Consider the following 24,764-nt stretch of genomic DNA (forward strand, 5'->3'; position numbering starts at 1 on the left):
AGACGCGCTCGCAGTTCGGACTAGCCGCCCTGCAGGGCGGCCCACATTTCGCGGTCGCGCTCGGCGGTCCAGATCACCGGATCGTCGATGCCGGAGGCTTCGTCGAACGCGCGCGAGACGTTGAACGGCAGGCAGTGCTCGTAGATGGCGAAGGACGAGAACTTCGGGTCCATCACCTCACGCGTAGCGTCCCAGGTCTCCTTCAGGCTGCGGCCCTTGGCGACCGAAAGTTCGGCGGCGCCGTACAGTGTGCCGACGAAATCACGCGTCATCGCGATCGCCTCGCGCGTGGTCTCCAGCCCTTGCAACGCGTCGCCGCGGCCGGGCGCGATCGCCTTCGGGTTGAAGTCGCGGATCTCGTTCAGTGTCGCCGGCCACTCGCGCAAATACGCGTCGCCACAATAGCAGGCCGAGTGATACTCGACGAGGTCGCCGGTGAACATCACCTGCGCGTCCGGCACCCAGGCGACGATATCCCCCGAGGTGTGGCCGGCACCGAGCTGCATCAGCCGCACCTCGCGCCTGCCCAGGAAGACCGACATCTCACCGTCGAACGCCAGCGTCGGCCAGGTCAGGCCCGGGATGCTCTCGGCATCCTGGAACAGCCGCGGAAACCGGCCGTATTCCGAATCCCAATCCTGCTGGCCGCGCTCCTCGATCAGCCGGTAGGTCTCCTGCGACGCGATGATGCCTTGCGCCTGATAGGCCGACGCGCCGAGCACGCGCACCGCATGATAATGCGACAGCACGACGTATTTGATCGGCTTGTCGGTGACGCTGCGGACCCGCTCGATCACCTTATTCGCCATCGCCGGCGTCGCCTGCGCATCGAACACCAGGCAGCCGTCGTCGCCGACGATCACCGCCGAATTCGGATCGCCCTCCGCGGTGAAGGCGTAGAGATCGGGCCCGATCTCGGAGAACGTCACCTTCTTCTCGGCGAGGTCGGTGGTGGAGGCGAAGCCTTTGGCCATGTGTGGTCCTTACTCTGTTTCTAGTTGGTCATTCCGGGGCGCTCGCGCAGCGAGTGTACCCGGAATCCCGAGCTGTTCTGCGACTGCCGCTTCCCACCATCACTTCGAGATTCCGGGTTCGCGCCTGACGGCGCGCCCCGGAATTACGAACCTTGGGGCGAGGCGCCTACGCCGCGCGGTTTGGTTGACGCCGGTCACTCCCGTTGCCCCTCCACCACGCTCCGTTTCGCCAGCGCCGTTGCTTCGCGGAGCAGATCGAGATCGCCGATGTGGTTGGCGAGGATCAGCACCAAGGCAGCGTCCAGTGCTGCGCTCTGTTCGTCGCCGAGGCCGCGATGGGCCTCGACGATCAGCCGGTAGGCGGCGTCCGGATCGGCGAAATTGCTTCTAGTCGACAGCACGGCGGTCATGACAAACCCCTCCCGCTCGCGCGCGCCAGCGCCGCATCGATTGCATCTGCCGTGGGGTGCCGGAAGCGCGCGGCGACGTAGCCATCCGGGCGGAGCAGATAGGCCGAGCCCGGCGCGGCATCGTAGCGCTGCGCGAAGGCGCCATGCTGGTCGCGCAGCGGGGCGTCGTCGCCGATGCGCAGACTTGCGACTCCGGCGGGCAGCGGCGCGCGCACGCCATTGGTGCTTTCGAGCAGCACGAAGTTACGGCCTGCCTGTGTGAACGCATCGGTGAGAAACAGCGGCTCGCCTTCGGCGGAACACAGCGGCGCATCGATCAGCGCGGCGCCAGGGCGTGGACCGGCGGCCCAGCCATCGACATCCGGCGTGGACAGGGGGCTGTCGTACACCGAGGGCGTCGACAGCCGGCCGGCATTGACCATCCGCTTGGCGAATTCGACGTCGTGGGCCAGCGCCAGTACCGCGTCGCGCAGCCGGCGTTCCTGCTTGGAATGCGGCGCGATGAAATCGGTCGAGCGGGTGGAGTGGCGGATGTTGTCGTCGGCGGCCTGGCTGCGCTCGATATCGTAGCTGTCGAGCAGACTGGCCGGCGCCTGCCCGCGCAACACCAGATCGAGCTTCCAGGCGAGGTTCTCGCCGTCCTCCAGACCCGAATTGGCGCCGCGCGCGCCGAACGGCGACACCTGATGCGCCGAGTCGCCGGCGAAGATCACCCGCTCGTGCAGGAAGCGCTGCATCCGCCGGCACTGGAACTTGTAGATCGAGATCCACTCGAAGCTGAAATCGCCGTGGCCAAGCATCCGCTCGATCCGCGGGCGCACCCGTTCCGGCTGGCGCTCGACTGCGGCATCGGCCTCGGCGCCGATCTGCAGATCGATCCGCCAGACGTCGTCGGGCTGGCGATGCAGCAGCGCCGACTGGCCGGAGTGGAACGGCGGATCGAACCAGAACCAGCGCTCGGTCGGAAACTCCGCCGTCATCTTCACGTCGGCGATCAGGAACTGATCTTCGAACACTTCGCCGGCAAACTCGGCGCCGACCATGCCGCGCAGGCTCGAACGGGCACCGTCACAGGCGACGACGTAGTCGGCGGCGAGACGATAGGTCCCGTCCGGCGTCTCGATCGTCAGCTCGGCATGATCATTATGTTGGGCGAGTGCCGTCACCTTGTTGCGCCATCGCAGATCGATTCCCGGCAGCTGCTGCACACGGCCGACCAGGAACGCCTCGGCGTAGTATTGCTGCAGATTGATGAAGGCCGGCATCTTGTGACCGGTCTCGGGCAGCAGGTCGAAGCGATACACCATCTCGTCACGGCGAAAGATCTTGCCGACCTGCCAGATCACGCCCTTTTCGACCATCTGGGCGCCGACGCCGAGCCGGTCCCAGACTTCGAGCGCCCGCTTGGAGAAGCAGATTGCGCGCGAGCCTTCGCCGATCCGGTCGGCATCGTCGAGCAGCACCACGTTCTGGCCGCGCTGCGCCAGATCGATCGCCAGCGACAGCCCGACCGGGCCGGCGCCGACCACCACCACCGGATGGCGCGCCGGCTGCTGGCGATCCTGATCCGGATGCCGGCGATAGCCGAACTGGAAATGCTCCTGGTGAGCCATCGGCCTCAGCCCTGCCGACCCGTTCGCCGATGCAAAGCGCTGGTCAAGGCGTCCTCCCGCGTGATAGTTTCATTTGCAACTATCTAAGCCGCGATCGTCGCGCCGCGCAACCCGGCCTGGGAGAAATTTTTGCCGAAGCTCGATTTGTTCTCGTTCGTGCCGTTCCAGCTCAACCGGCTGGCCGCGGAAGTCAGCGCCGCGTTGTCGGAGGAGTATCAGCAGCGCTATGGGCTGGACATTCCCGGCTGGCGCATTCTCGCCACGCTCGGCTTCCGCAACGACGCCTGCACGGCGCAGTTCATTGCGCAGTGCACACGCACGCACAAGTCGACCATCAGCCGTGCGGTCACCGGCCTGCTCGAGCGTGAACTGATCGAACGGGTCGAGAACGAGGACGATCGCCGCGAGCTTCGGCTGCGTCTGACCAAGAAGGGCCGCGCGCTGTATCACGAGCTGGTGCCGCGGCTGATGCGCAAGGAGCAGGAGATCCTGTCCTGCCTGACGGAGCGGGAGCGCGAACGGCTGTCCGCCGCCCTCGGCAAGATCGAGCGGCATCTGAACCTGATCCAGGCCAGCCACGACCATTCCGAGACGGCGCCCGCAAAAGTGCCGGCTGCAGTCGGCTAGCCGATCTCTGGTCTTCGCGTCGCGATCCGGAAATACGAGGCTGCTAGACGACCCGAGCCGCCACCGGTGGTGATTGACAGGCGCGACGACGGCGGGGTGAGATGGGGAGCATAAAGTCTGAGTTGATCGGCCCGGCCCGTGGGCCCTACCTCTGCAGGTCCGGCTCCACATGAAGATTCATCTCGGCTTGGTCGTGCTTGTACTCGCCGCGATCATCGCGGCGCCTCGGTCATTCGCCGCGGATGGCTCGACGCCGCGGGTCGCACTGGTGATCGGCAACAGCAAATATCCGGATGCCGACAAACCGCTGAGTCAGGCGGTCGGCGATGCCCGCGAGCTCGCCGACGAGCTGAGGCGCGCCGGCTTCGACGTCGAACTCGGCGAGGACCTCAGCGGCGATGCGATGCGTCGGGCCTTCGACCGGCTGTATCAGAGGACCAAACCCGGCGCAGCCGCGCTGGTGTTCTTTAGCGGCTTCGGGATCCAATCGAGCCGGCAGAGCTATCTGATCCCGGTCGATGCGCAGATCTGGACCGAGCCCGACGTCCGGCGCGGCGGCATTGCGCTCGAGACCGTCCTCAATGAGCTGAACGGCCGCGGCGCATCGATCAAAATTGCACTGATCGACGCGTCGCGCCGCAATCCGTTCGAGCGACGCTTCCGCAGCTTCTCCGCAGGTCTCGCGCCGGTGATCGCGCCAAGCGGATCGCTGGTGATGTACGCCGCCGCACTCAGCGCCGTCGTCCCAGACAATGAGAGCGCACGCAGCCCGTTCGTCAGCGCGCTACGCGAGGAACTCCTGGCGCCCGGACGGTCGGCCGAGGAGGGATTCAATCGCACCCGCACCGCCGTCACCCGCGCCTCGCACGGCGAACAGGTGCCATGGATCTCGTCGTCGTTGGCCGAAGACTTCGTTTTCGTTGCCGGCGCCAAGACGGCGGACAAACCAGCGGCCGTGGTCGAGCCTGCAAAGCCGCCCGCCACCGCCACTCCGGCCGAGACCGCAAAGCCGGCGCCGACACCGACGACCCCCGAGGTCAAGCCACCACAGGCTGCGGCAGCAAAGCCAACGGGGGGGCACGACGACGACAAACTGGTGCTGGCGCTCGCCAGCGACCCGACCGTGAAATCGCTGACCGCGCGGATTGCGGAGAAGCCATCGGACGGCAATGCGTATTACCGGCGCGGTCAGGTCTATGCCAGCAAGGGCGCATATCGGACCGCGATTAAGGATTTCGACGAAGCGATCCGGCTCAACCCCAAGGACGTCGAGGCCTACAACAACCGCTGCTGGGTCCGCACCGTGATCGGCGAATTGGAGCCCGCGCTGATCGACTGCAACCAGGCGCTGCAGCTCCGGCCGAATTTCGTCGATGCGCTCGACAGCCGCGGGCTGTTGCATCTGAAGAGCGGCCGCGACAAGGCCGCGATCGCCGATTTCGACGCGGCGCTCAAGCTCAATCCGCGGCTGACCTCGTCGCTGTACGGCCGCGGACTGGCGCGCAAACGGATCGGGCTCACCTCCGAGGGGGACATCGACCTGACGACCGCCAAAAAGCTCGATCCGAACATCGGCCAGGAATTCGCCGGCTACGGCGTGCAATAGCCGCAGCAATGCGTTGAACCTGTCGGCGCGATGGCGCGACGATCAGAACGACGAGGCGGTGCCTCTCCATGGCCAGCGAGGCGATCGCCCAACCGCAGGAGACCAAACGATGCTCTGGATGTCAGCAGATCGACGCCGCCGCCCACTTGGTGCGATCGTCCTGGGACTGGGCGCGATGCTCCCGCTCAGCGTCGCCGTGGCCGGCGAGGTCACATCGGACCAGATCGTGCGAGCGCTGAGCCCGAACAAGCCGCTGACCCGCAGCCTATCGGCCGCACAGCCGGTCGCCGCAACCGCAGACCCGTCCCAGATCAAGTTCGTCGACGGCCTGCGCAACCGGCCGACGCGATCGCTGTCGTCCGCCGAACGGACCCAGATTGCCGAGATCACCAAGGACAAGCCGAACATCGATCTCGAAATCACCTTCGAGTACAACTCCGCCAATATCAGCCGTCAGGCGGCGCCAGCGGTCGAAGCGCTCGGCAAGGCGCTGTCCAGCCCCGACCTCAAAGGTGCGACTTTCGTGGTCGCCGGCCATACCGACAGCGTCGGTGGCGAGGGCTTCAATCAGGAACTATCGGAACGCCGCGCCGATACCATCAAGCGGGTGCTGGTCGAGAAGTACGGTATTGCGGGTGCCGACCTCGTCACCGTCGGTTATGGCGAGAGCCGGCTGAAAGACCCGGCGCATCCCGATAGCGGCGTCAATCGCAGGGTCCAGGTGGTCAACATGTTGGACCAGAGCGCCTCTGCCAAATGATCGGCGTTCCAACCGATACCGGCCACGCTTCGAGGCGTTCCGCTCCGCGGGACGCCTTCGCTGTTTTGTCACTATTGAGCGGTGTATAGAGGCCCCGGCGCGCGCGAGGGCGAGACCCGGGGTGACGTCAGGCCTTTCGACAGTTCGGCGAGTACAAAGATGATCGATGCGTGGACCCGCCCGAACCTGTTGCCGGCACGCGCTGCGATCGCGGCCGGCCTGCTTTGCGCCATGGTCACGATGGTCCGCGCGGATCAGCCCGCGACCAATGCAGGCGTGCAGGTCGTCGTTGCCAAAGCCACCAACGCCTGCTTCTCCGACAAGGTTCGAGTCACCGGCTTCGTGGTGCCGCGCAAGGAGGCGGTGGTGATCGCCGACGGCGAGGGCCGCGTCACCGACGTTCTGGTGCACGAGGGCGACATCGTCACCGACAATCAGGACCTGGTTCGCCTCACCGGGGCCGGCGGTAGCAGGACGCTGAAAGCGCCGGCGGCCGGCCTGATCACCGAGGTGCGGACCATCGCCGGCGCACCGGCTTCGCCGCACGCCGGCCCCATGCTGCGGATCGCGGTCGGCAACGAACTCGAAGTGGAAGCCGAAGTGCCGAGCATTCACGCCCTCAAGGTCCGCCCCGGCGCCACTGCGCGGATCAGCCGCGACGAAAGCGCCGAATTCACCGGCACGGTGCGGCTCGGCGCGCCGCAGATCGACCGCAAGACCCAATTCGGCCAGGTGCGGATCGCGCTGGCGGCGTCGCCCGCATTGAAGGTCGGGATGTTCGTCCGTGTCACCATCGATGCGCGGCGGAGCTGCGGCGTCGCGATTCCGCGCTCGGCGATCGACCATTCCACCGTGCAGGTGGTGAAAGACAACGTCGTCGAGACCCGCTCGGTCAAAGTCGGGCTGACTTCAGACAGCGCGATCGAGATCGTCGACGGCGTGCGCGAAGGCGAGATCGTGGTGGCGGACGCCGGCACTTCGCTGCACGACGGCGACCGCATCAAGCCGATTTTCACCACCGATTCCGAGCGATCGAAAGCGCGCTGATGGGCCTCAACGTTTCCTCCTGGTCGATCCGGCACCCGCTGCCCTCGATCGTATTCTCGATCATCCTGCTGGCGCTGGGCTGGATCAGCTTCACTAAGCTGGCGGTGACGCGGCTGCCGAGCGCCGACATTCCGGTGATCTCGGTCGCGGTGTCGCAGTTCGGCGCCGCGCCGGCCGAGCTGGAAGCGCAGGTCACCAAGACCATCGAGGACGGCGTTTCCGGCGTCGAAGGCGTTCGCCACATCGCTTCCTCGATCACCGACGGCTTGTCGGTGACGACGATCCAGTTCGCGCTGGAGACCAACACCGAGCGCGCGCTCAACGACGTCAAGGACGCGGTGACGCGGGTCCGCGCCAACCTGCCGCAGAACATCAACGAGCCGCTGATCCAGCGCGTCGACGTGATCGGCCTGCCGATCGTCACCTACGCAGCGATTTCGCCCGGCAAGACGCCGGAACAGCTCTCCTGGTTCGTCGACGACGTCGTCAAGCGCGCGCTGCAGGGCGTGCGCGGCGTCGCCCAGGTCGAGCGCATCGGCGGCGTCGAACGCGAGATCCTGGTATCGCTCGATCCCGACCGGCTGCGCGCCGCGGGACTGACCGCGCTCGACGTGTCGCGGCGGCTGCGTGGCACGAATGTCGATCTGGCCGGCGGCCGCGCCGAGATCGGCAACAACGATCAGGCGATCCGCACCCTGGCTGGCGCCCGGACGCTGAACGACCTCGCCGGCACCATGATCAGCCTGAACGCCGGTGGCGAGGTGCGGCTCGACGATCTTGGCACCGTGACCGACACCATCGCGGCGCGCCGCACCTTCGCGCGCTTCAATGGCGAGCCGGTGGTGGCGCTCGGCATCAAGCGCTCCAAGGGCGCCAGCGACGTCGTGGTCGCCGAAGCGGTGCAGAAGCGGATCGATGCGCTGGCCGCGCAATATCCCGACGTCGAGCTGAAGCTGATCGATACCTCGGTCGACTACACCAAAGGCAATTACGAGGCGGCGATCTCGACGCTGTTCGAGGGCGCGATCCTCGCCGTCATCGTCGTGTTCCTGTTCCTGCGCGATTTCCGCGCCACCGTGATCGCGGCGATCTCGCTGCCGCTGTCGATCTTCCCGGCGTTCTGGGCAATGGACATGCTGGGGTTCTCGCTGAACCTCGTCAGCTTCCTCGCCATTACGCTGTCGACCGGCATCCTGGTCGACGACGCCATCGTCGAGATCGAGAACATCGTCCGCCACATGCGGATGGGCAAATCGCCGTATCAGGCGGCGATCGAGGCCGCCGACGAGATCGGCCTCGCAGTGATCGCGATCTCGCTGACCATCATCGCGATCTTTGCGCCGGCGAGCTTCATGTCGGGCATCGCCGGGCAATTCTTCAAGCAGTTCGGCATCACCGTCTCGGTGCAGGTGTTCTTCTCGTTGCTGGCGGCGCGGTTCGTCACGCCGGTGCTGGCGGCGTATTTCCTCAAAGACCATCCGCACGTCGAGAAGCCGCCGGGCCGCGTGCTGCGGGCCTATACCCGGATCGTCACCTGGTCGGTGCATCACTATTACATCACGGTGCTGATCGGGCTCGGCATCTTCGCCGCATCGATCTGGAGCATCGTGCTGCTGCCGCAAGGCTTCCTGCCGGCGCAGGACACTGCCCGCTCGGTGCTGGCGATGCAGCTGCCGCCCGGCACTCCGATCGGGACGACCGAAAAGACCACCGAGGCGATCGTCAAGCTGCTGCGCGAGCGGCCTGAGGTCCGAAGCGTGTTCGTCGATGGCGGCCGGGTGCCGCCCGGCATCCAGGAAGTCCGCCGCGCCTCGCTGATCATCAACTACACGCCCAAGCACGACCGCTCGATCACCCAGCGCGATCTCGAGCACGAGATCAGCAAGCAGCTCGACCAGGTGCCGGACATCCGCTACTGGTTCCTCGACGAGAACGGGCTGCGCGCGATCTCGCTGGTGGTAACCGGCGACGACAGCGCCGTGGTCGACAACGTCGCCCAGGAACTCGCCTCGCAGATGAAGCGGATTCCGCTGATTTCCAACGTGATTTCGGAAACCGCACTGGATCGGCCGGAGCTACGGATCCGCCCACGCGCCGATCTCGCCGCCCGGCTCGGGGTTTCGACCGAGAGCCTGTCCGAGACCATCCGGGTCGCGACCATCGGCGACGTCGGTCCGGCGCTCGCCAAGTTCGATGCCGGCGACCGGCTGGTGCCGATCCGGGTGCAGCTCGAGGATTCGGCGCGCGGCGAACTCGCCACGCTCGAACAGCTTCAGGTACCGGTCTATGGCGGCCACGGCGCGGTGCCGCTGTCGGTCGTCGCCGACGTCGGCTTCGACCAGGGCCCGACCAGCATCAATCGCTACGACCGGCTGCGCCACGCCACCGTCGCGGCCGATCTGGTCGGCAATGCCGCGCTCGGCGACGCCACCAAGCAGATCAACGAATTGCCGGTGATGAAGTCGCTGCCGAAGGGCGTCAAGGTCAGCCCGTCCGGCGATGCGGAAAACCTCGCCGAACTGTCGGACGGCTTCGCCACCGCGATCAGCGGCGGCCTGATGATGGTGTATGCGGTGCTGGTGCTGCTGTTCGGCACCTTCCTGCAGCCGATCACCATCCTGTTCTCACTGCCGCTGTCGATCGGCGGTGCGATCGGCGCGCTGCTGCTGACCGGCAAGCAGCTCACCACGCCGGTGTGGATCGGCATCTTGATGCTGATGGGCATCGTCACCAAGAACGCCATCATGCTGATCGAATTTGCCATGGAGGCGATCCGCGAGGGCAAGAGCCGTGACGCCGCGATCATCGACGCCGGCCAGAAGCGCGCCCGCCCGATCGTGATGACCACGATCGCGATGGTGGCCGGCATGACGCCGAGTGCGCTGGCGTTCGGCGCCGGCGGCGAATTCCGTTCGCCGATGGCGCTGGCGGTGATCGGCGGCCTGATCTTCTCCACGGTGCTGTCGCTGATCTTCGTGCCCGCTGTGTTCATGATGATGGACGACGTCGGCCGCGGCTTCTGGGCGGTCGGCAGGCGGCTGCTCAGTGGCAGCGCGCGGGACGCGGCCGAGACTGCACCGCCCGCCAAAAAGTCGTCGCTCTGAGGCGGTTAGGTCGGCACAGAGACGGGGCCAAGACAGCCGATGCGCAAGGAGCCGAGATGAAGCCGATCAGGATCGCTGGCGCCGTCGTCGCCCTGCTCCTCGTCGCGGCCACGTTGCTGATCGCGATCGGGATTCCGGCCGGCGCACTGACCGGCGCAATCCAAAGCCGGATCGAGCGCGACACCGGATATCGGGTGACGATCGGCGGGGCCGGCACCGTCCGGCTGTTTCCGGCCGCCACGCTCACCCTGCACGATGTCACGGCGGAATTGCCGGGAGGCCGCCCCCATGATCCCCGGCTGAAGATCGCAACCGTCCGCGCCGAACTGCCGCTGACCAGCCTGATGTCGGGAACCCCGCGGATCACCGAGCTGACGCTGATCAGCCCCGAACTGTCGTTGCCACTGCTCCGCCGGCGTGACGAGGCTGCGGCCGCACCTGCCCCCGCGCGTCAAGACGGCGCGAAGCTCGCCGAGATCGAGCGCATCGTGATCCAAGACGGCGCGGTCGTGATGACCAGCGCCACCGATCGGATCGAACGACGGATCGCCGGCATCCAGGCCGATGTGGAGCGCGACGATGCCCAAGGCCCGGTCACCGCCAGCGGTTCGGCCACGCTCGGCCGCTCGCCGGTGTCGTTCGAACTGACCGCCAAGCCGCCGTCCGACGACCAGCAGCCGATGCTGGTCGACCTCACGCTGGACGCGCCGGGCCTGCTGACGTCGCGGCTGAACGCCAAGGCGGAAACGCGGCTGCGCGGCACCACGCTGGCGATCAACGGCGTCAGCGGCAAGCTCGGCGATGCGCCGTTCAACGGCTGGGCTTCAGTGGACGTCGCCGGCAAGCCGCTGGTCAAGCTCGACCTCGACTTTCAACGACTCGATCTCGTCGCCATCACTCGCTCGGCGCCGCCGGGCGCGCCATGGAGCGAGACACCACTCGATCTCGTCGGCCTCAATTATGTCGACGCCGAGGTCCGGCTGTCGGCGACTGAACTGAACATCGGCCCGGCGCGGATCGCGCCGGCGTCCGCCGACGCCAAGCTGGCCGGCGGCGTGCTGTCGGTGCAAGCGAGCCGTCTCGGTGCCTATGGCGGGCAAGCGTCCGGCACGCTGGTGATCGACGCGTCGGGCGCGACACCCGCGTTCGATCTGCGATGCGACATCGACGGCGTTCACGCCCTGCCGCTGCTCGACGGCCTGGCCGATTTCGATCGGGTCGACGGCAAGATGCAGGCGAAGCTGGCGCTCCGTAGCAGCGGCGGCAGCCCGCGCGCCATCGCCGCGAACCTCAATGGCAGCGCCGATCTCGGCATCCGCGACGGTGCGATCCGAGGGCTCGATGTCGCGCGGATGATCCGCAATCTGACCGCCCATACCCAGAACGGCTGGCAGCTCGCCCCGACCGACGTCACCGATCTCAGCGCCTTCGCCGCATCGTTCAGGATCACGCAAGGCCAGGCGGAGACCTCCGACCTCAGGCTCGCCGGGCCGCTGGTCCGAATGACCGGCGCCGGCACTATCAACCTGCCGGCCAAGACGCTGGCGCTGAAGGTCGAGCCAAAGCTGGTGCCGACCACAGAAGGCCAGAGCGCATTGGAGCGCGGCATCGGCACGCCGAGCGCGGAGCCGATCGGGCTCGGCATTCCGGTTCGGATCGAAGGCCCGTGGATCGCACCGCGGATTTTCCCCAACATCGCCGGCGTGCTCGACAATCCGGACGCCGCGTATCAGCGGCTGCGCCAGATCGGCAACGGTCTGTTCGGCCTGCTCGGGAGCGGCCGCACCGACAATGCCCCGGGCGGCGCGGACCACCCCGGTGACGACGGCGGCGCCGCGGTGAACACGATCATCAAACAATTGTTCGGACGGTGACGCCCGATGCCGCCAATCGAGCCGACGCAGCCCGCCGGGCCACGACATGAGGCCCCGGTGCCATCGAGACGAGGAACGAGGATGACCATGACTCGCGGGCGCGCCGCGCGCCGCCACCGCAGTGCGGCGCTGCCGATGCTGGCGCTCGCCTGTGTACTGACCCAGCCGGCGCGGGCCCAACAGAGCGAGCGCAGCGGCGCGGCGGTGACGGTGCTGGTCGCCGCCAAGGCCTGTTTCCCGGCCACGGTGGAAGTCTCCGGCTTCCTGATCCCGCGCGACGAAGTCTCAGTGCGACCGGACCGGCCCGGCGCCAAGGTCAGCGACCTGCTGGTCGATCCCGGCGAGACCGTCACGCAAGGCCAGGCACTGGCGAAGCTCGAGGGCGGGACGACGGTGCAGGCGCCCGTCGCTGGCCTAGTGTCGGCGTCGACCGCCTTGATCGGGGCGCCGGCCTCCTCGAAGGGCGAAGCGTTGTTCACCATCGTCACCCGCGGCGAATTCGATCTGGTCGGACAGGTGCCGACCCGCGACATGCCGCGCCTCTCGGCCGGCCAGACCGCAACCGTGAAGGTGGTCGGCGACACCAGCGAGATGCAGGGCAAGGTCCGCCGCATCTCGGCGACCGTCGAGCCGAAGACCCAGCTCGGCAATGTGTTCGTCGGCCTCAGCTCCGACAAGCGCCTGCTCGCCAACGCCTCCGGCCGTGCCACGATCAAGACCGGCGAGAGCTGCGGCATTTCAGTGCCGCTGACCGCTGTCATCTACAATCCGGTCGGCACCATCGTGCAGGTGGTGCGGCGTCAGACCGTCGAAACAAGGCGCGTCGAGATCGGCCTGATGGACAACGGCAACGTCGAAATCCGGAGCGGCCTGAAGGAAGGCGACATCGTGGTCGCGCGCGCTGGAGCCCAGCTCCGCGAAGGCGACACGGTGAAGCCGGTGCTGGCCGCGGGCGCCTCGGCGAAGTAATCACCAAGACGCCTTGCGGCTTTCGTCGGGCGCGACCAGCCGCTATCGCGACGCCGGCGAACTATCGAATCGGGGACAGCCGGGGCTGCGCCGCACGTTCCTTGTCGGCGAACACGGCGTAGTACAGTGCGTAGGCCCAGCCGATCCCGGTCCAGCCGAGCAGCAGATTGCCGGCGTACAGTCCCCATTTATATTCGACGTTGCGCGCGAACGCGATCAGCATCGGCGCGCAGTACAACGCAGCAGCAACGAGATACATCGACCACACGATCGCCGGCATATTGGCGTCGTAAGGCAGTCCAGCCAGTGCAGACATTGTCTTCCTCCATGAGATCCGATGTGAGAAACGGCACTGTCTTTCCCTTTGGAGCTGACGAGCTAACTGACGGGGCCGTTCGAGCGGCGACCCGAGAAGGGATTATCGTTGCGTGAACTGTGCGAAAGACGCGACGCAACAAACTTTGTTTGAAATCAAAAGTGCCACGCGACAGACTGCGGCACTTCAACGCGGCCGACAGCCCCGCGGCATAAAGTCGGGCCCACGGCAGGTATCAGCAGGCCACTCACGACCAGTATCATGAATATCGCCAGGCAGGGCGACTCGCGATCGGAGCAGCCACGACTTCTTCGTACGTCCCAGCCTGCCATGCCCCCTCGACACGCCCGCTCGCGCCGACAACGCATCACGCCGACTACGTAGTTCACGCAATGCAATTGTCTCGCCAGAAGTATCAGATTTGGTAGTTCCACGAGTAACACTCAAGGCCAACAGTGAGATACTGAAGACCTCGTCGATCGAACCGAGATGCCACTTCGGGATGTTAAAGACCTTCCCGCGAGTGCGCCGATTTGTGCGGCTTTGACCTGAGAGGCTTAGATGCGACTGACGATCACCCGGGCGGTTCTTCTATTCGGCCTCATCATCGGATCCGGCCTCGGCGCAATCTTCGGGGCCAGCCTATACGGCCTGGCCCAGCTCAAGGTCGGAGGACCGCTGTATGATCAGATCAAGCTGGGAAACGATCTTGTGGCGGATATCCTCCCCCCGCCCGCTTATGTGATCGAAGCTTATCTGGAGGCGACGCTGGCGCTGGAGGACCCCGGCTCCTCCGCGGTTCATCGCGAACGGCTCGACCGCTTGAAGAAAGAGTATCAGGAACGTCACGCTTTCTGGACCAAGGCCCCGCTCGAGCCGAGCATCAAGGCTCGACTGATCGGCGATTCGGATCGCGAGGTGCAAAAATTCTGGAAGATTCTTGATGCGAGCCTGTTCCCGGCGATCGATGCCAAGGACCCGGACACCGCGATGCAGGCCTACAAGGACCTCACCTCCGCCTACACGGCGCATCGCGCGATCATCGACGATATCGTCAAGCGTACCAACGATCTGAACGCCGCGACCGAGGCCGCGACGGCCATCCGCGTGGCCGACCTCAATTATCTACTATGGGGCGTGTTCGGCACGGTATTCTTACTGTTCGTTGCCGGCCTGGCAGGGATCGTCAAAGGCGTGATCGCTCCGATCACCGGCATGACCGAGGTGATGCGCCGGCTGGCCAGCGGCGATCGGGCCGTTGCTATTCCGGCGATCGAGCGCCGCGACGAGGTCGGCGCGATGGCGCGAGCCGTGCAGGTGTTCAAGGACAATGCGCTGCGGGTGGAGGCGATGGAGTCCGAGCAAACCATCAAGACACGGGCCGACGCCGACCGTCGGTCCGCGATCCACCAGATCGCGGACGATCTCGATCGCGCGATCGGCCGGATCGTCCAAACCGTGACGTCCACCTCCGCCGAGATGGAGGCAGCCGCGAGACAGCTTGAGGGAGCCGCCGAAACGACACAGCGGCTGGCCACCACTGTGGCGTCTGCTTCGCAACAATCCAGCGCCACAGCGCAAGCCGCCTCGGTCTCCTGTAACGAGGTGGCCTCGTCGACCTCGCAGATCGGTCAGCAGGTCCGCCGATCACAAAGCATCTCTCAGGCCGCAGTCCGGCAGGCACAGGAAACCAACGCACGAATCGCAGAGCTGTCGAACGCCGCCGGCCGCATCGGCGACGTGGTGGATCTGATCAACGCCGTCGCCTCCCAGACCAACTTGCTGGCGCTCAACGCGACTATCGAAGCCGCACGCGCCGGCGAGGCCGGACGAGGCTTCGCAGTCGTGGCCGCCGAAGTGAAGGCGCTGGCGGCGCAGACCGCGCGCGCCACCGAAGAGATCACCGAGCAGATCGGTCAGATGAAGAGCGCAACCGAATCGTCGGTTTCGGCCATCGAAGCGATCGGCAACACCATCCTGCAGATCTCGGAAATCTCGGATTCGACGGCCTCGGCCGTGGACCACCAGGGCGCCGCGATGCGCGACATCGCCAGCGCGGTGCGCCAATCTGCCGAAGCCGCGACCGAGGTCTCAGGGACGATCGGCGCGGTCCGCGAAGGCGCCGAAAACACCGGCTCCGCCTCCACGCATGTGCACGATCTCGCCGCCGCGCTGCTGGCGGAAAGCCGCCATCTCAAGACCGAGGTCGACCGCTTCTCCGCTGCGGTCCGTGCCGCCTGAGCGGCGTCGCGCCACTGTAAAGCAACGCGACCCGTTTGCCTTACGCGCTACGCGCCAGCGCGCCGTCGATCATCGCCACCGCATTGGCGACGCCGTAGACGGCGACGAAGGAGCCGAAGCGCGGGCCTTTTTCCTGGCCGAGCAGCACCTGGTACAGCAGGTTGAACCAGTCGAGCGACACGCCCGGCTTGCCGTCCTTGGCGGCCTTCTTGTGATCGAGGAACGGCTCGCGGCGGCCGATCTCGTAGACTACGTCCTGGATCGCCTCCGCCGTCGCGTCCGCCGGCAGCTGTGACAGTGCATCGCGCAGGTCCTGCAGCGCCGCACGCTCCTGATCGGTCGGCTCGCGGAACACCTTGGTGGGCGCCACGAAGTCGCGATAGTAGTTGATCGCGTAGCCGACCATCGCGTCGAGCTTGGGATGGCTCTGCGGCGTCACGCCCGGCCGGTAGCGCCCGATGAAGCCCCACAGGGTTTCGGCATTCTCGGCATTGGACGACGACACCAGCGTCAGCAGCAGCTGGAAGGTGACCGGCATGTCGGCCTTCGGCGGATTGCCGGAATGGATGTGCCAGACCGGGTTGGCGAGCCGCTGCTTCAGGTCCTGCCGCGCATAGCCGTCGAGGAACTGCTGATAGTCGTCGACATTGCGCGGGATCACGTCGAAATACAGCCGCTTCGCCGCCTTCGGCTCGCGATACATGAACAGCGACAGCGATTCCGGCGACGCATAGCGCAGCCACTCTTCGATCGTCAGCCCGTTGCCCTTCGACTTCGAGATCTTCTGGCCCTTGTCGTCGAGGAACAGCTCGTAGTTGAACCCCTCCGGCGGCGTGCCGCCGATCGCCTGGGCGATCTTGCCGGACAGCTTCACCGAGTCGATCAGGTCCTTGCCGGCCATCTCGTAGTCGACGCCGAGCGCGGTCCAGCGCATCGCCCAATCCGGCTTCCATTGCAGCTTGCAATGGCCGCCGGTGACCGGAACGGTGACGCGCTCGCTGGTTTCCGGATCGTCGTAGGACACCGTGCCGGCCGCAACGTCGTGCGCGACGATCGGCACCTGCAGCACCACGCCGGTGCGCGGGCAAATGGGGAGGAACGGCGAATAGCTGGCGGCGCGCTCCTCGCGCAAGCTCGGCAGCATGATCGCCATCACCTTGTCGAGCCGCTCCAGTACCTTGAGCAGCGTCGCATCGAACCGGCCGCTCTTATAGTAGTCGGTCGCCGAGGCGAATTCGTAATCGAAGCCGAAGGTGTCGAGGAAGGCGCGCAGCCGCGCATTGTTGTGCGCGCCGAACGAATCGTGGGTGCCGAACGGATCCGGTACGCTGGTCAGCGACTTGCCGAGATTCCTCTCCAGCAGCTCCTTGTTCGGGACATTGTCCGGCACCTTGCGCAGGCCGTCCATGTCGTCCGAAAACGCCAGCAGCTTGGTCTTGATCTTGTCATCGGTCAGCACGCGAAAGGCGTGGCGCACCATCGTGGTGCGCGCGACCTCGCCGAACGTGCCGATATGCGGCAGCCCGGACGGGCCGTAGCCGGTCTCGAACAGCACCTCGTCCTTCGGATGCTTTTTCAGCCGGTTCACCAGCGCGCGCGCCTGCTCGAACGGCCAGGCGTTGGATTGTTCGGCGAGGGTGCGCAGCTCGGAAGCGCTCGGAAGGTCGATCGTGGTCATTCAGGTCTCCGGCCGCCGTTGCAGGCGGGTCTTTCAAAATGGGCTGACGGAGAAGTACCGCAGCCAAAGATCAGTGTACTGGCCCTTTTCCCAAAGCCGGAACAGCGCCCAATTCAGCGCCTGGCGCAACGTGTCGTTGCCCTTGCGCACCGCGATCCCGACGCCCTCGCCGAAATAGCGGCTCTCCAGGAACGGCGCGCCGGAAAACGCGCAGCAATTCTCCGAGTCGGTGCCGTTGATCCAGAACGCCAGCGAGATCGCGTCGCCGAAAATGAAATCGACCTCGCCGCGCTTCAGCGCCGCACGGAGCACCTCGGCATTCGGATAGGAATGCAGCTCGGCGTCGGTGAACATCGCCTTCAGATAGGCTTCGTGCGCCGAGCCCGCGATCACGCCGACCTTGCGGCCTTCGAGATATTCCGGCCGCATCTCGGCCATCACCGCATCCTTGCGGGCAACGAAGCGCGCCGGCGTGCGATAATACGGATCGGTGAAGTCGACCTTGGCGCGGGTTTGCGGCGTCACCGCCAGCGACGCGATGATGGCATCGCCGCGGTTGCTGGCCAGCGCATCGAGCAGCGTCTCGAACTTACGCATTTGGACCGTGCAGGTGACCTTGATCTCTTCGCACAACGCCCGCGCCAGATCGACGTTGAAGCCGGCCGGATTGCCGTCGGCGCCGGTGAAATTGAACGGCGGATAGTCGACCTCGGTCAGGAACCGGATCATGGTCAGCCGCGACAGGTCCGGCCGTTCCGGCCGGCGCCGCGGGTCCCAGAACCCGGGTACCGCGTGGGCGGTGGCCGCAGCGACCGCCTTGGCCTCCGGACTTGTCTCGGCCGCACGCACGGGTGTGGCCGTCAGCAACGCCACCAAGGCGACCCATAGCAGCGCCACGCTCCGGCGCCATGCGGAGAGTCGGCCCTTGCCGGAAAAAACAATCTGTGGTTGCATCATCAGGGGTTCCGCACCGGCGGTCTTATAGACCATCCGGCGCGGGAGGCGAGTGCCGTTTGCGTTGGGGGCGTGCCATGGTCGTGACCGACCGCGCCGGACTGTACGATACGGTGATGGAGCGGCGCGGCGATGATGAGGCAGAGCCCTCGTGGCCTGAACGCCCCGGCTTTCTCGCGTTTTGGCCGATCGACATCGGCAACGACAACCAGCGTCCGGACGATCGTTTCATCGCCCCGCCCCTGCTGTCCGGGACCAACGAGGCGCCGGAGCTCGACTGTCTGCGCGGCGTGCTGGCGCCATCACTGCTGCAAGCGGCAGCGCGGCGCAGCCGCGAACTCGAGATCGGTGCCGATCGTGTCCTGATCCACCAGGGGGTCATCGAGGAGCAGGCGTATCTGCGCCACCTGAGCGGCTCGCTCAAGATCGGCCTTGAAGAGTTCGATCAGGTCGGCCGATCCGATTGCCCGTTGAGCGATGCACAGATCACCGCCGCGGCGGCGACCGGGATCGTTCCGCTCCGCCTGGACGACGAGCTGGTGTGGGTGATCGCACCGCGGCGGCTGGCTTGCCGCAGGCTGTGCTTGTTGCTGAAACAGTTTCCGGCGATCCGGCCGCGGCTGCGGCTCACCTCGTCCGCGGCTTTGGAAGGCTTCCTTACGCACCACGGCGGATCGGCCCTCGCCGAAGCCGCCAGCGCCGACCTGCACCACCGGTTTCCGACACTGTCGGCGGCACCGCGCCACGCCGGCCCGTTGTGGCGCCAGCGGCTGGAGCGCGGCGCCTGCGTGGCCGCGCTTCTGATACTGGCGATCTTCCCGGCTCGCGACCTCACCGCGACAGTCCTCGCGCTCTGGTTCATCGGCTTCGCCGGACTGCGACTGTTCGCCAGCCTATGGCCCCGCCGCACGCACTCACCGGCAGAGAGGAAGACTGACGCCGACTTGCCGGTCTACACCGTGGTGGCGGCGCTGTATCGCGAGGCCGATTCGGTGGCATCGCTGGTCGAGGCCCTCGAAGCCCTCGACTACCCGCGGGAAAAACTCGACCTGATGCTGGTGATCGAGCCCGACGATCTCGCCACCCGCGCGGCGCTGGCACGGCTGAAGCGCCGCCCGTATCTGCGGGTTCTGATTGCGCCCGCGGTGGCGCCGAAGACCAAGCCGAAGGCGCTCAACTACGCGCTGGCCTTCGCCCGGGGCAGCTTCATCGCGGTGTTCGATGCCGAAGACCGGCCCGATCCGGACCAGTTGCGGACCGCACTGGCCGCGTTCGACACGGCGAGCCCGGAAACCGCCTGCGTGCAGGCAAGCCTGTGCATCGACAACCTGACGCACAACTGGCTGTCGCGGACCTTCCTGGCCGAATATGCCGGCCAATTCGACCTGTTCCTGCCCGGCCTTGCCGCGCTCGGCCTGCCGCTGCCGCTCGGCGGAACCTCGAACCATTTTCGCACCGACGTGCTGCGCGGGCTCGGCGCCTGGGATCCGCACAACGTCACCGAGGACGCCGACCTCGGCTTCCGACTCGCCCGGTTCGGCCACCGCAGCATCACCATCAGATCGACGACCTATGAAGAAGCGCCGCTCGCCTTCGGCAACTGGCTGCGTCAGCGCTCCCGCTGGATGAAAGGCTGGATACAAACCTGGGAGGTGCACATGCGCCATCCGCTCCGGCTGTGGCGCGAGGCCGGTCCGGGCGGCTTTCTCGCCCTCAACCTGGTGGTCGGCGGCAATGTTCTGTCCGCGCTGGTGTACCCGCTGCTGCTGGCCTTGATGCTGATGGCAGCGGCCGGTTGGGCCGGGCTGCTGCCGACCTGGCTGACACCGGGCAGGCCGACTGCGCTGCATTGGCTAACCATCGCGGCGGGCGTGACATCGACCGGGCTGGTCGGCCTGCTTGGTCTGGCTCGGCGCCGGCAATGGCGGCATGCCGGCGCCCTGGCGCTGACGCCGGTGTACTGGCTGTGCCTATCCTTGGCGGCGTGGCGGGCACTGGCTCATTACGTCTGGTGCCCGTATCGCTGGGAGAAGACGCAGCACGGCGTCGCGCGCCGCGCGCAGTCCATGGTGCCGGAACCGGCCTTCCAGCAACGGCGATGGCGACAAGCCGCCAGCTTTACAAATACCGCTTCAGATCGGTCGCGGCGTCCTCGGGCTTACGCTTGATGTTGAAGGGAGCGACGAAATTGCCGGACTTGTCCATCAGATAGATCAGCGCGGTGTGATCCATCGTGTAGTCGCCATCCTTCAGCGGAACCTTCTTGGCATAAACCCGATAGGACTTCTCGATCTTCGCGGTCGCTTCCGGCGTGCCGACCAGACCCTTCAGATGCGGATCGAAGCTCGACAGATAGTCCTTCATTGAAGCCGGCGTGTCTCGTTCGGGATCGACCGAAACGAAATAGGCGTTAACGCGGTCGGCGTCGGGGCCCATCGCGGCCAGCACCTGTGAAAGCTCGAACAGCGACGTTGGGCAGACGTCGGGGCAACGGGTGAAGCCGAAGAAGATCAGCGTCGGTTTGCCCTTCAGGCTCTGTTCGGTGACGACCTGGCCGTTCTGGTCGGTGAGGCGGAACGGTCCCCCGATCGTCGCCGGCGCCGCAATTTTCTGCAGTCCGCCGAGCAGCCACAGCACCACCACGAGACCGACGATCAGGCTGCCCGCGAAGGCAGCGACGACGACGAGCGGGCGGATGGTTTTTGCTTCTGCAGGCATCGGCGGAATCCTCGAGAGCTCGGACCGGCCACTGCGGCGAGATTTCTGCCAGGCCGGTCGACGTGCGGATGAACAGCACTGCTGCCCAATAGAGCGGCGGGCCTCGGCCGGCAAGCCGCACCGCCGTCATACCGATCACGTCATCCGGAGATGGCGGGGCCGCCGAATCCGCCGCGTCAGCGCCCCGCTTGAGCCTGCGCGTCCATATAACAGGGGCGGTACATCGACAGCAGTTGCTTGCCACGCAGAAAAATCATGTGCCGGGTCAAGCCGCCGCGCTTGGCGATCCAGCGGCGAATGCTGACCGGATACATCGTGTACAGCATCTGGGTCGCTTCGGTATTGGTGATCGCCCGGCCGTTGGAGCCAAGATCCCACGCGGCATGGAAACCGAGATTAGCCCGCGAGGTCACGCAGATCTTATCGTGCGGGACCGCACCAAGCACGATGGTGCAAGCAGAGGCGCAGAGCCCGTCGATCATCACGGTCTCGCCGGAGCTGCGCAGCGACTGGTACTTGTCGACGTAAGTTCCGATCCGGCCACCGCGATCGTCGGCGATTCGCACCATCGCCTGGCTCGACGCCACGCCGGCGACCAGCAGCACGGCCGCGAGCATCCCCGTGATCAGTCTCATGGCTCCCCCAACGATCCCCGCCGCGAGACCGCACACGGCGCGCCCTCGAAACAGTCTCAGGGTGATTTCCGATCAGGGCTTTGTCCAGATCGACAGCAGGCCTCGGACCAATTTCAGATCGAGTGTTGCCCGCAGGATGCACTATCGCTTCGCCAGGTCCCAAACTGAAACAGCCCGCCCGTCCGGCTTGCGGGACACCGGATCGGTTCCACCTCGAGCTGGCTCTGGCCGGCACCAGAGTCTCGAAAGCCACCGGCCTCCGACCGCACCCGCAAAGCAGAGCGCCCACGCCTCTCCCGCACCCACCACATCCGTGACGAGCAGGCCGGCAAACGAAACCTGCTCGCGGCGAGCGGCGCTGGACTTCTTCGCTGATCCGGCAGGTGTCAGGCCATCGTCATCAGTTCGTCATCCATTCTTTTGCGAAGGCTTCGCGGAACTAATCATTCCACTTTCGAATGAATACGGGCCTCGAATAAATACCAGGCCATCCATTCCGCTGGACGCCTTAAGGCAAGCTTAGCACCACTTGGCACACGCTGATTTCATTGCAAATCAGCGATACTCGAATCCGGCTCCTTGAGGACGACGTTCGACACCATCGCACGCTCAGATACCACCCCGGCAGCCTGCCGTGCGCCGGCCACCGCAATACCGCAAACCGAGCCGTTCCGGCTCTTCGGGATCCCCAATGGCTCTTCGTCTCGGCCTATCGCTCAAAATCAATTCGATCGCCGTGGTCGGCATCGCCGGCGTTCTCGCTTTGGGCGCGCTGCACATCATCGGGACGTCCTCACAGGACGCCGCAAGGCTGATCGACGAACACGCCCGCGCGCTCGGCGACAGCAATGAGAGACTGCAGATCGCGCTGCTGGAACAACGCCGCGCCGAAAAGAACTTCTTGCTGCGCAAGGACGAGCAATATCTCGGGCAGTTTCAGCAGAGCGGCCGGGTCGCAGCGGAGACGCTCGCCGACATGATCCGGCAGACCGAGGCGTCCGGCCAGAACGAACTGACACGCAGCCTGCAGTCGGTGCAGACCGGGTTCGATAACTATCAACGCCAGTTCGGCCGCCTCGCCGAGGCCAGCGTGAAACTCGGCCTCAAAGAGGATCTCGGACTCGAAGGTGGCCTGCGGAAATCGGTACACGGCATCGAGAAGGCGCTCGGCCAGTTCGACGCGCCGGCGCTCATGGTGAAGATGCTGATGATGCGCCGGCACGAGAAGGACTTCATGCTCCGTCGCAACCCCAAATACGGCGACGACATGAAGAAGCGCGCCGCCGAATTCGCCGAGGTGCTCGCTGCCTCCGATCTGCCGGAAACGGCAAAGACCGACATCACCCAGAAGCTCGCCGCCTATCAGCGCGACTTCTCCGCCTGGATGCAAGGTGCCCTTGCGTCGGGCCTCGCCGAGCAGGACATGGTGAAGGCCTATCTGTCGCTGCAGCCGGCTCTCGACGAATTGTTTCGGACCGTGAGGCAGCAAGCCGAGCACGCTAAGACGATGGCGGCGACGGCACGGCAAACCACCGAACACCGGATGCAGATCGCGATCATCGCCATCATCCTGGCTGTTATGGTGCTCGGCATCTGGATCGCCCGCTCGATCACCAAGCCGCTGAGCGGACTGAACGCCGGCATCCGTCGCCTCGGCGACGGTGAGCTGGACCTGGTCCTGCCCGGCCTGCAGCGCAGCGACGAAGTCGGCGACATGGCGCGCGCGGTGGAATCCTGCAAACTCAAGGCGCAGGAGCGCGCCGCAGCCGAAGCCGCCGCACAGGCCGCGCAGGAGCGGTTGGCGGCCGAACAACGCAAACGCGACATGATCTCGCTCGCCGACAAGTTCGAAGGAGCGGTCGGCGAAATCGTCGAGACGGTGTCGTCCGCCTCGACCGAACTCGAAGCATCGGCCACGACCCTGACCTCGACCGCCGATCACGCCCAGCAGTTCACCACACTGGTGGCCGCCGCGTCCGAAGAGGCGTCCGCCAACGTGCAGTCGGTCGCGTCGGCGAGCGAGGAGATGGCGTCGTCGGTCAACGAAATCAGCCGCCAGGTCCAGGAGGCGGCGCGGATCGCCGGCGAGGCTGTCGCACAGGCGCAGACCACCAATGACCGCGTCGGCCATCTCTCCGAAGCCGCGGCACGGATCGGCGATGTCGTCGACCTGATCAACACCATCGCGGCGCAGACCAACCTGCTGGCGCTCAACGCCACCATCGAGGCGGCGCGCGCCGGCGAAGCCGGCCGCGGCTTCGCCGTGGTGGCGGCGGAGGTCAAGCAGCTCGCCGAGCAGACCGCGAAGGCCACCGAGCAGATCAGCCAGCAGGTCGGCGGCATCCAGAGCGCCACCGACGAGTCGGCGAGCGCGATCCGCCGGATCGGCGACACGATCGCGCGGATGTCGGAGATCGCCGCGACGATCGCGTCCGCGGTGGAGGAACAGGGCGCCGCGACCCAGGAGATCTCGCGCAACGTCCATCATGCCGCCGAAGGGACGCAACAGGTCGCGACCAACATCATCGAGGTCCAGCGCAGCACCTCCGCCACCGGCTCTGCTTCGACCCAAGTGCTCTCGGCCGCGCAGTCGCTGGCGACCGACAGCACACGGCTGAAGGACGAAGTCGCGCGCTTCCTCGGCACCGTGCGGGCAGCGTAGCCCGCGCGCTCGATCTGCCGCGACTGATGACCAAGTGGTTACCACGACCCTGCGTTAATGATCTTCGTAAAGGTTGATTCTGCTCGATCGTTGACGGATGTCGCGATCACAACCAATCATGGGCCGATAGTCATCTCTGGCGCTGAGGATCGCCCATGTCTCGCTTGTCCGTTGCTCTGCTTGCTTCCGCCGTGGTCGCCGGCGCCGCCGTCGCGCTGCCGACCGCAGCCTCCGCTTGTTACGGCTGCGCCCCGCCGCCGTGCTACAGCTGCTATCAGCAGCAATACGTTGCGCCGGAATACCGTACTGTCGAAGAGACCGTGATGGTCAATCCGGGCCGCGTCGTCGCTCATCGCGTCGCGCCGCAATATCGCACCGTGATGGTGCCGAAGACCGTGATGGTCTCGCCCGGCGGCGTCGAATACGAGCGCCTTCCGCCGCAATACGCCACCCGCCAACGCGTCGAAATGGTGTCACCAGGTTATAGCTACTACGCGCCGGTGCGCCCGCGCTGCGGCGGTTGCGGCTGGTAACTGCTCGCTGACGTCGCAGAATGGGTTGAGCTCTCGCGAAACC

19 protein-coding genes are annotated in these 24,764 nt (G+C 66.0%); 11 read left to right on the plus strand and 8 right to left on the minus strand.

Annotation, left to right across the window (positions count from 1 at the left end):
* Positions 1-20: 20 nt before the first annotated feature.
* The 3 genes from DNX69_RS14105 to DNX69_RS14115 form a co-directional block, all read right to left on the minus strand.
* Entirely contained in the window at positions 21-974 is a 954-nt protein-coding gene (locus tag DNX69_RS14105; protein ID WP_110786596.1) for an MBL fold metallo-hydrolase, read from the minus strand.
* A gap of 194 nt (positions 975-1,168) precedes the next feature.
* Positions 1,169-1,384 carry a DUF2783 domain-containing protein gene (locus DNX69_RS14110; protein ID WP_110786597.1) on the minus strand — a complete coding sequence of 72 codons (216 nt, stop codon included), beginning with the start codon at positions 1,382-1,384 and terminating at the stop codon, positions 1,169-1,171.
* The gene (locus DNX69_RS14115; RefSeq protein WP_349626985.1) at positions 1,381-3,006 is read right to left on the minus strand and encodes an FAD-dependent oxidoreductase; all 1,626 of its coding nucleotides are present in this window, start codon (positions 3,004-3,006) and stop codon (positions 1,381-1,383) included. The genes DNX69_RS14110 and DNX69_RS14115 overlap by 4 nt, the downstream gene beginning before the upstream one ends.
* Before the next feature lie 120 nt (positions 3,007-3,126).
* On the opposite strand from DNX69_RS14115, the gene DNX69_RS14120 reads away from it, so the two are divergent.
* The 7 genes from DNX69_RS14120 to DNX69_RS14150 all read left to right on the plus strand — a co-directional run bounded on the left by DNX69_RS14120 (position 3,127) and on the right by DNX69_RS14150 (position 12,984).
* Positions 3,127-3,624 carry a MarR family winged helix-turn-helix transcriptional regulator gene (locus DNX69_RS14120; RefSeq protein ID WP_110786599.1) on the plus strand — a complete coding sequence of 166 codons (498 nt, stop codon included), beginning with the start codon at positions 3,127-3,129 and terminating at the stop codon, positions 3,622-3,624.
* Between the two features lie 169 nt (positions 3,625-3,793).
* The gene (locus DNX69_RS14125; RefSeq protein WP_110786600.1) at positions 3,794-5,230 is read left to right on the plus strand and encodes a caspase family protein; all 1,437 of its coding nucleotides are present in this window, start codon (positions 3,794-3,796) and stop codon (positions 5,228-5,230) included.
* A gap of 109 nt (positions 5,231-5,339) precedes the next feature.
* Positions 5,340-5,990 (plus strand): OmpA family protein, encoded by a 651-nt coding sequence (locus DNX69_RS14130; RefSeq protein ID WP_110786601.1) that lies wholly within the window; start codon positions 5,340-5,342, stop codon positions 5,988-5,990.
* A 159-nt stretch (positions 5,991-6,149) separates the two neighbouring features.
* Complete coding sequence (locus tag DNX69_RS14135; RefSeq protein ID WP_110786602.1) at positions 6,150-7,037, plus strand: efflux RND transporter periplasmic adaptor subunit; 888 nt, start codon at positions 6,150-6,152, stop codon at positions 7,035-7,037.
* Positions 7,037-10,141, plus strand: a complete 3,105-nt coding sequence (locus DNX69_RS14140) for an efflux RND transporter permease subunit (protein ID WP_110786603.1) — start codon at positions 7,037-7,039, stop codon at positions 10,139-10,141. Before DNX69_RS14135 ends, DNX69_RS14140 begins: the two co-directional genes overlap by 1 nt.
* Before the next feature lie 56 nt (positions 10,142-10,197).
* The gene (locus DNX69_RS14145; RefSeq protein WP_110786604.1) at positions 10,198-12,015 is read left to right on the plus strand and encodes an AsmA family protein; all 1,818 of its coding nucleotides are present in this window, start codon (positions 10,198-10,200) and stop codon (positions 12,013-12,015) included.
* 81 nt (positions 12,016-12,096) lie between these two features.
* Positions 12,097-12,984, plus strand: coding sequence for an efflux RND transporter periplasmic adaptor subunit (locus DNX69_RS14150; RefSeq protein WP_110786605.1), 888 nt, complete (start codon positions 12,097-12,099; stop codon positions 12,982-12,984).
* Between the two features lie 61 nt (positions 12,985-13,045).
* Here the strand turns inward: DNX69_RS14150 and DNX69_RS14155 are convergent, their stop codons facing one another.
* Positions 13,046-13,300, minus strand: coding sequence for a superinfection immunity protein (locus DNX69_RS14155; RefSeq protein WP_110786606.1), 255 nt, complete (start codon positions 13,298-13,300; stop codon positions 13,046-13,048).
* Between the two features lie 561 nt (positions 13,301-13,861).
* Here DNX69_RS14155 and DNX69_RS14160 point away from each other — a divergent pair.
* Positions 13,862-15,541 carry a methyl-accepting chemotaxis protein gene (locus DNX69_RS14160; RefSeq protein ID WP_110786607.1) on the plus strand — a complete coding sequence of 560 codons (1,680 nt, stop codon included), beginning with the start codon at positions 13,862-13,864 and terminating at the stop codon, positions 15,539-15,541.
* Positions 15,542-15,581: 40 nt separating this feature from the next.
* Here the strand turns inward: DNX69_RS14160 and DNX69_RS14165 are convergent, their stop codons facing one another.
* Together DNX69_RS14165 and DNX69_RS14170 are read right to left on the minus strand one after the other, a co-directional pair.
* Positions 15,582-17,219: a lysine--tRNA ligase gene (locus tag DNX69_RS14165; RefSeq protein ID WP_110786608.1), complete on the minus strand. Its 1,638-nt coding sequence runs from the start codon at positions 17,217-17,219 to the stop codon at positions 15,582-15,584.
* A gap of 33 nt (positions 17,220-17,252) precedes the next feature.
* Positions 17,253-18,173, minus strand: a complete 921-nt coding sequence (locus DNX69_RS14170; protein WP_425327312.1) for a transporter substrate-binding domain-containing protein — start codon at positions 18,171-18,173, stop codon at positions 17,253-17,255.
* A 77-nt stretch (positions 18,174-18,250) separates the two neighbouring features.
* On the opposite strand from DNX69_RS14170, the gene DNX69_RS14175 reads away from it, so the two are divergent.
* Complete coding sequence (locus DNX69_RS14175; RefSeq protein WP_110786610.1) at positions 18,251-20,341, plus strand: glycosyltransferase family 2 protein; 2,091 nt, start codon at positions 18,251-18,253, stop codon at positions 20,339-20,341.
* On the opposite strand, the gene DNX69_RS14180 is transcribed toward DNX69_RS14175, so the two are convergent.
* Together DNX69_RS14180 and DNX69_RS14185 are read right to left on the minus strand one after the other, a co-directional pair.
* The gene (locus DNX69_RS14180) at positions 20,292-20,891 is read right to left on the minus strand and encodes an SCO family protein (RefSeq protein WP_110786611.1); all 600 of its coding nucleotides are present in this window, start codon (positions 20,889-20,891) and stop codon (positions 20,292-20,294) included. The two genes, DNX69_RS14175 and DNX69_RS14180, sit on opposite strands and share 50 nt — an antisense overlap.
* A gap of 176 nt (positions 20,892-21,067) precedes the next feature.
* Positions 21,068-21,526, minus strand: coding sequence for a hypothetical protein (locus DNX69_RS14185; protein ID WP_110786612.1), 459 nt, complete (start codon positions 21,524-21,526; stop codon positions 21,068-21,070).
* 691 nt (positions 21,527-22,217) lie between these two features.
* Here DNX69_RS14185 and DNX69_RS14190 point away from each other — a divergent pair.
* Both DNX69_RS14190 and DNX69_RS14195 read left to right on the plus strand, forming a co-directional pair.
* Positions 22,218-24,188, plus strand: coding sequence for a methyl-accepting chemotaxis protein (locus DNX69_RS14190; RefSeq protein ID WP_110786613.1), 1,971 nt, complete (start codon positions 22,218-22,220; stop codon positions 24,186-24,188).
* 155 nt (positions 24,189-24,343) lie between these two features.
* Entirely contained in the window at positions 24,344-24,721 is a 378-nt protein-coding gene (locus tag DNX69_RS14195) for a hypothetical protein (protein WP_110786614.1), read from the plus strand.
* The last annotated feature ends 43 nt before the right edge of the window (positions 24,722-24,764 follow it).

Origin of the sequence: Rhodopseudomonas palustris, assembly GCF_003226555.1 — a bacterium.
In the GTDB taxonomy this organism is placed as follows: Bacteria; Pseudomonadota; Alphaproteobacteria; order Rhizobiales; family Xanthobacteraceae; genus Rhodopseudomonas; species Rhodopseudomonas palustris_I.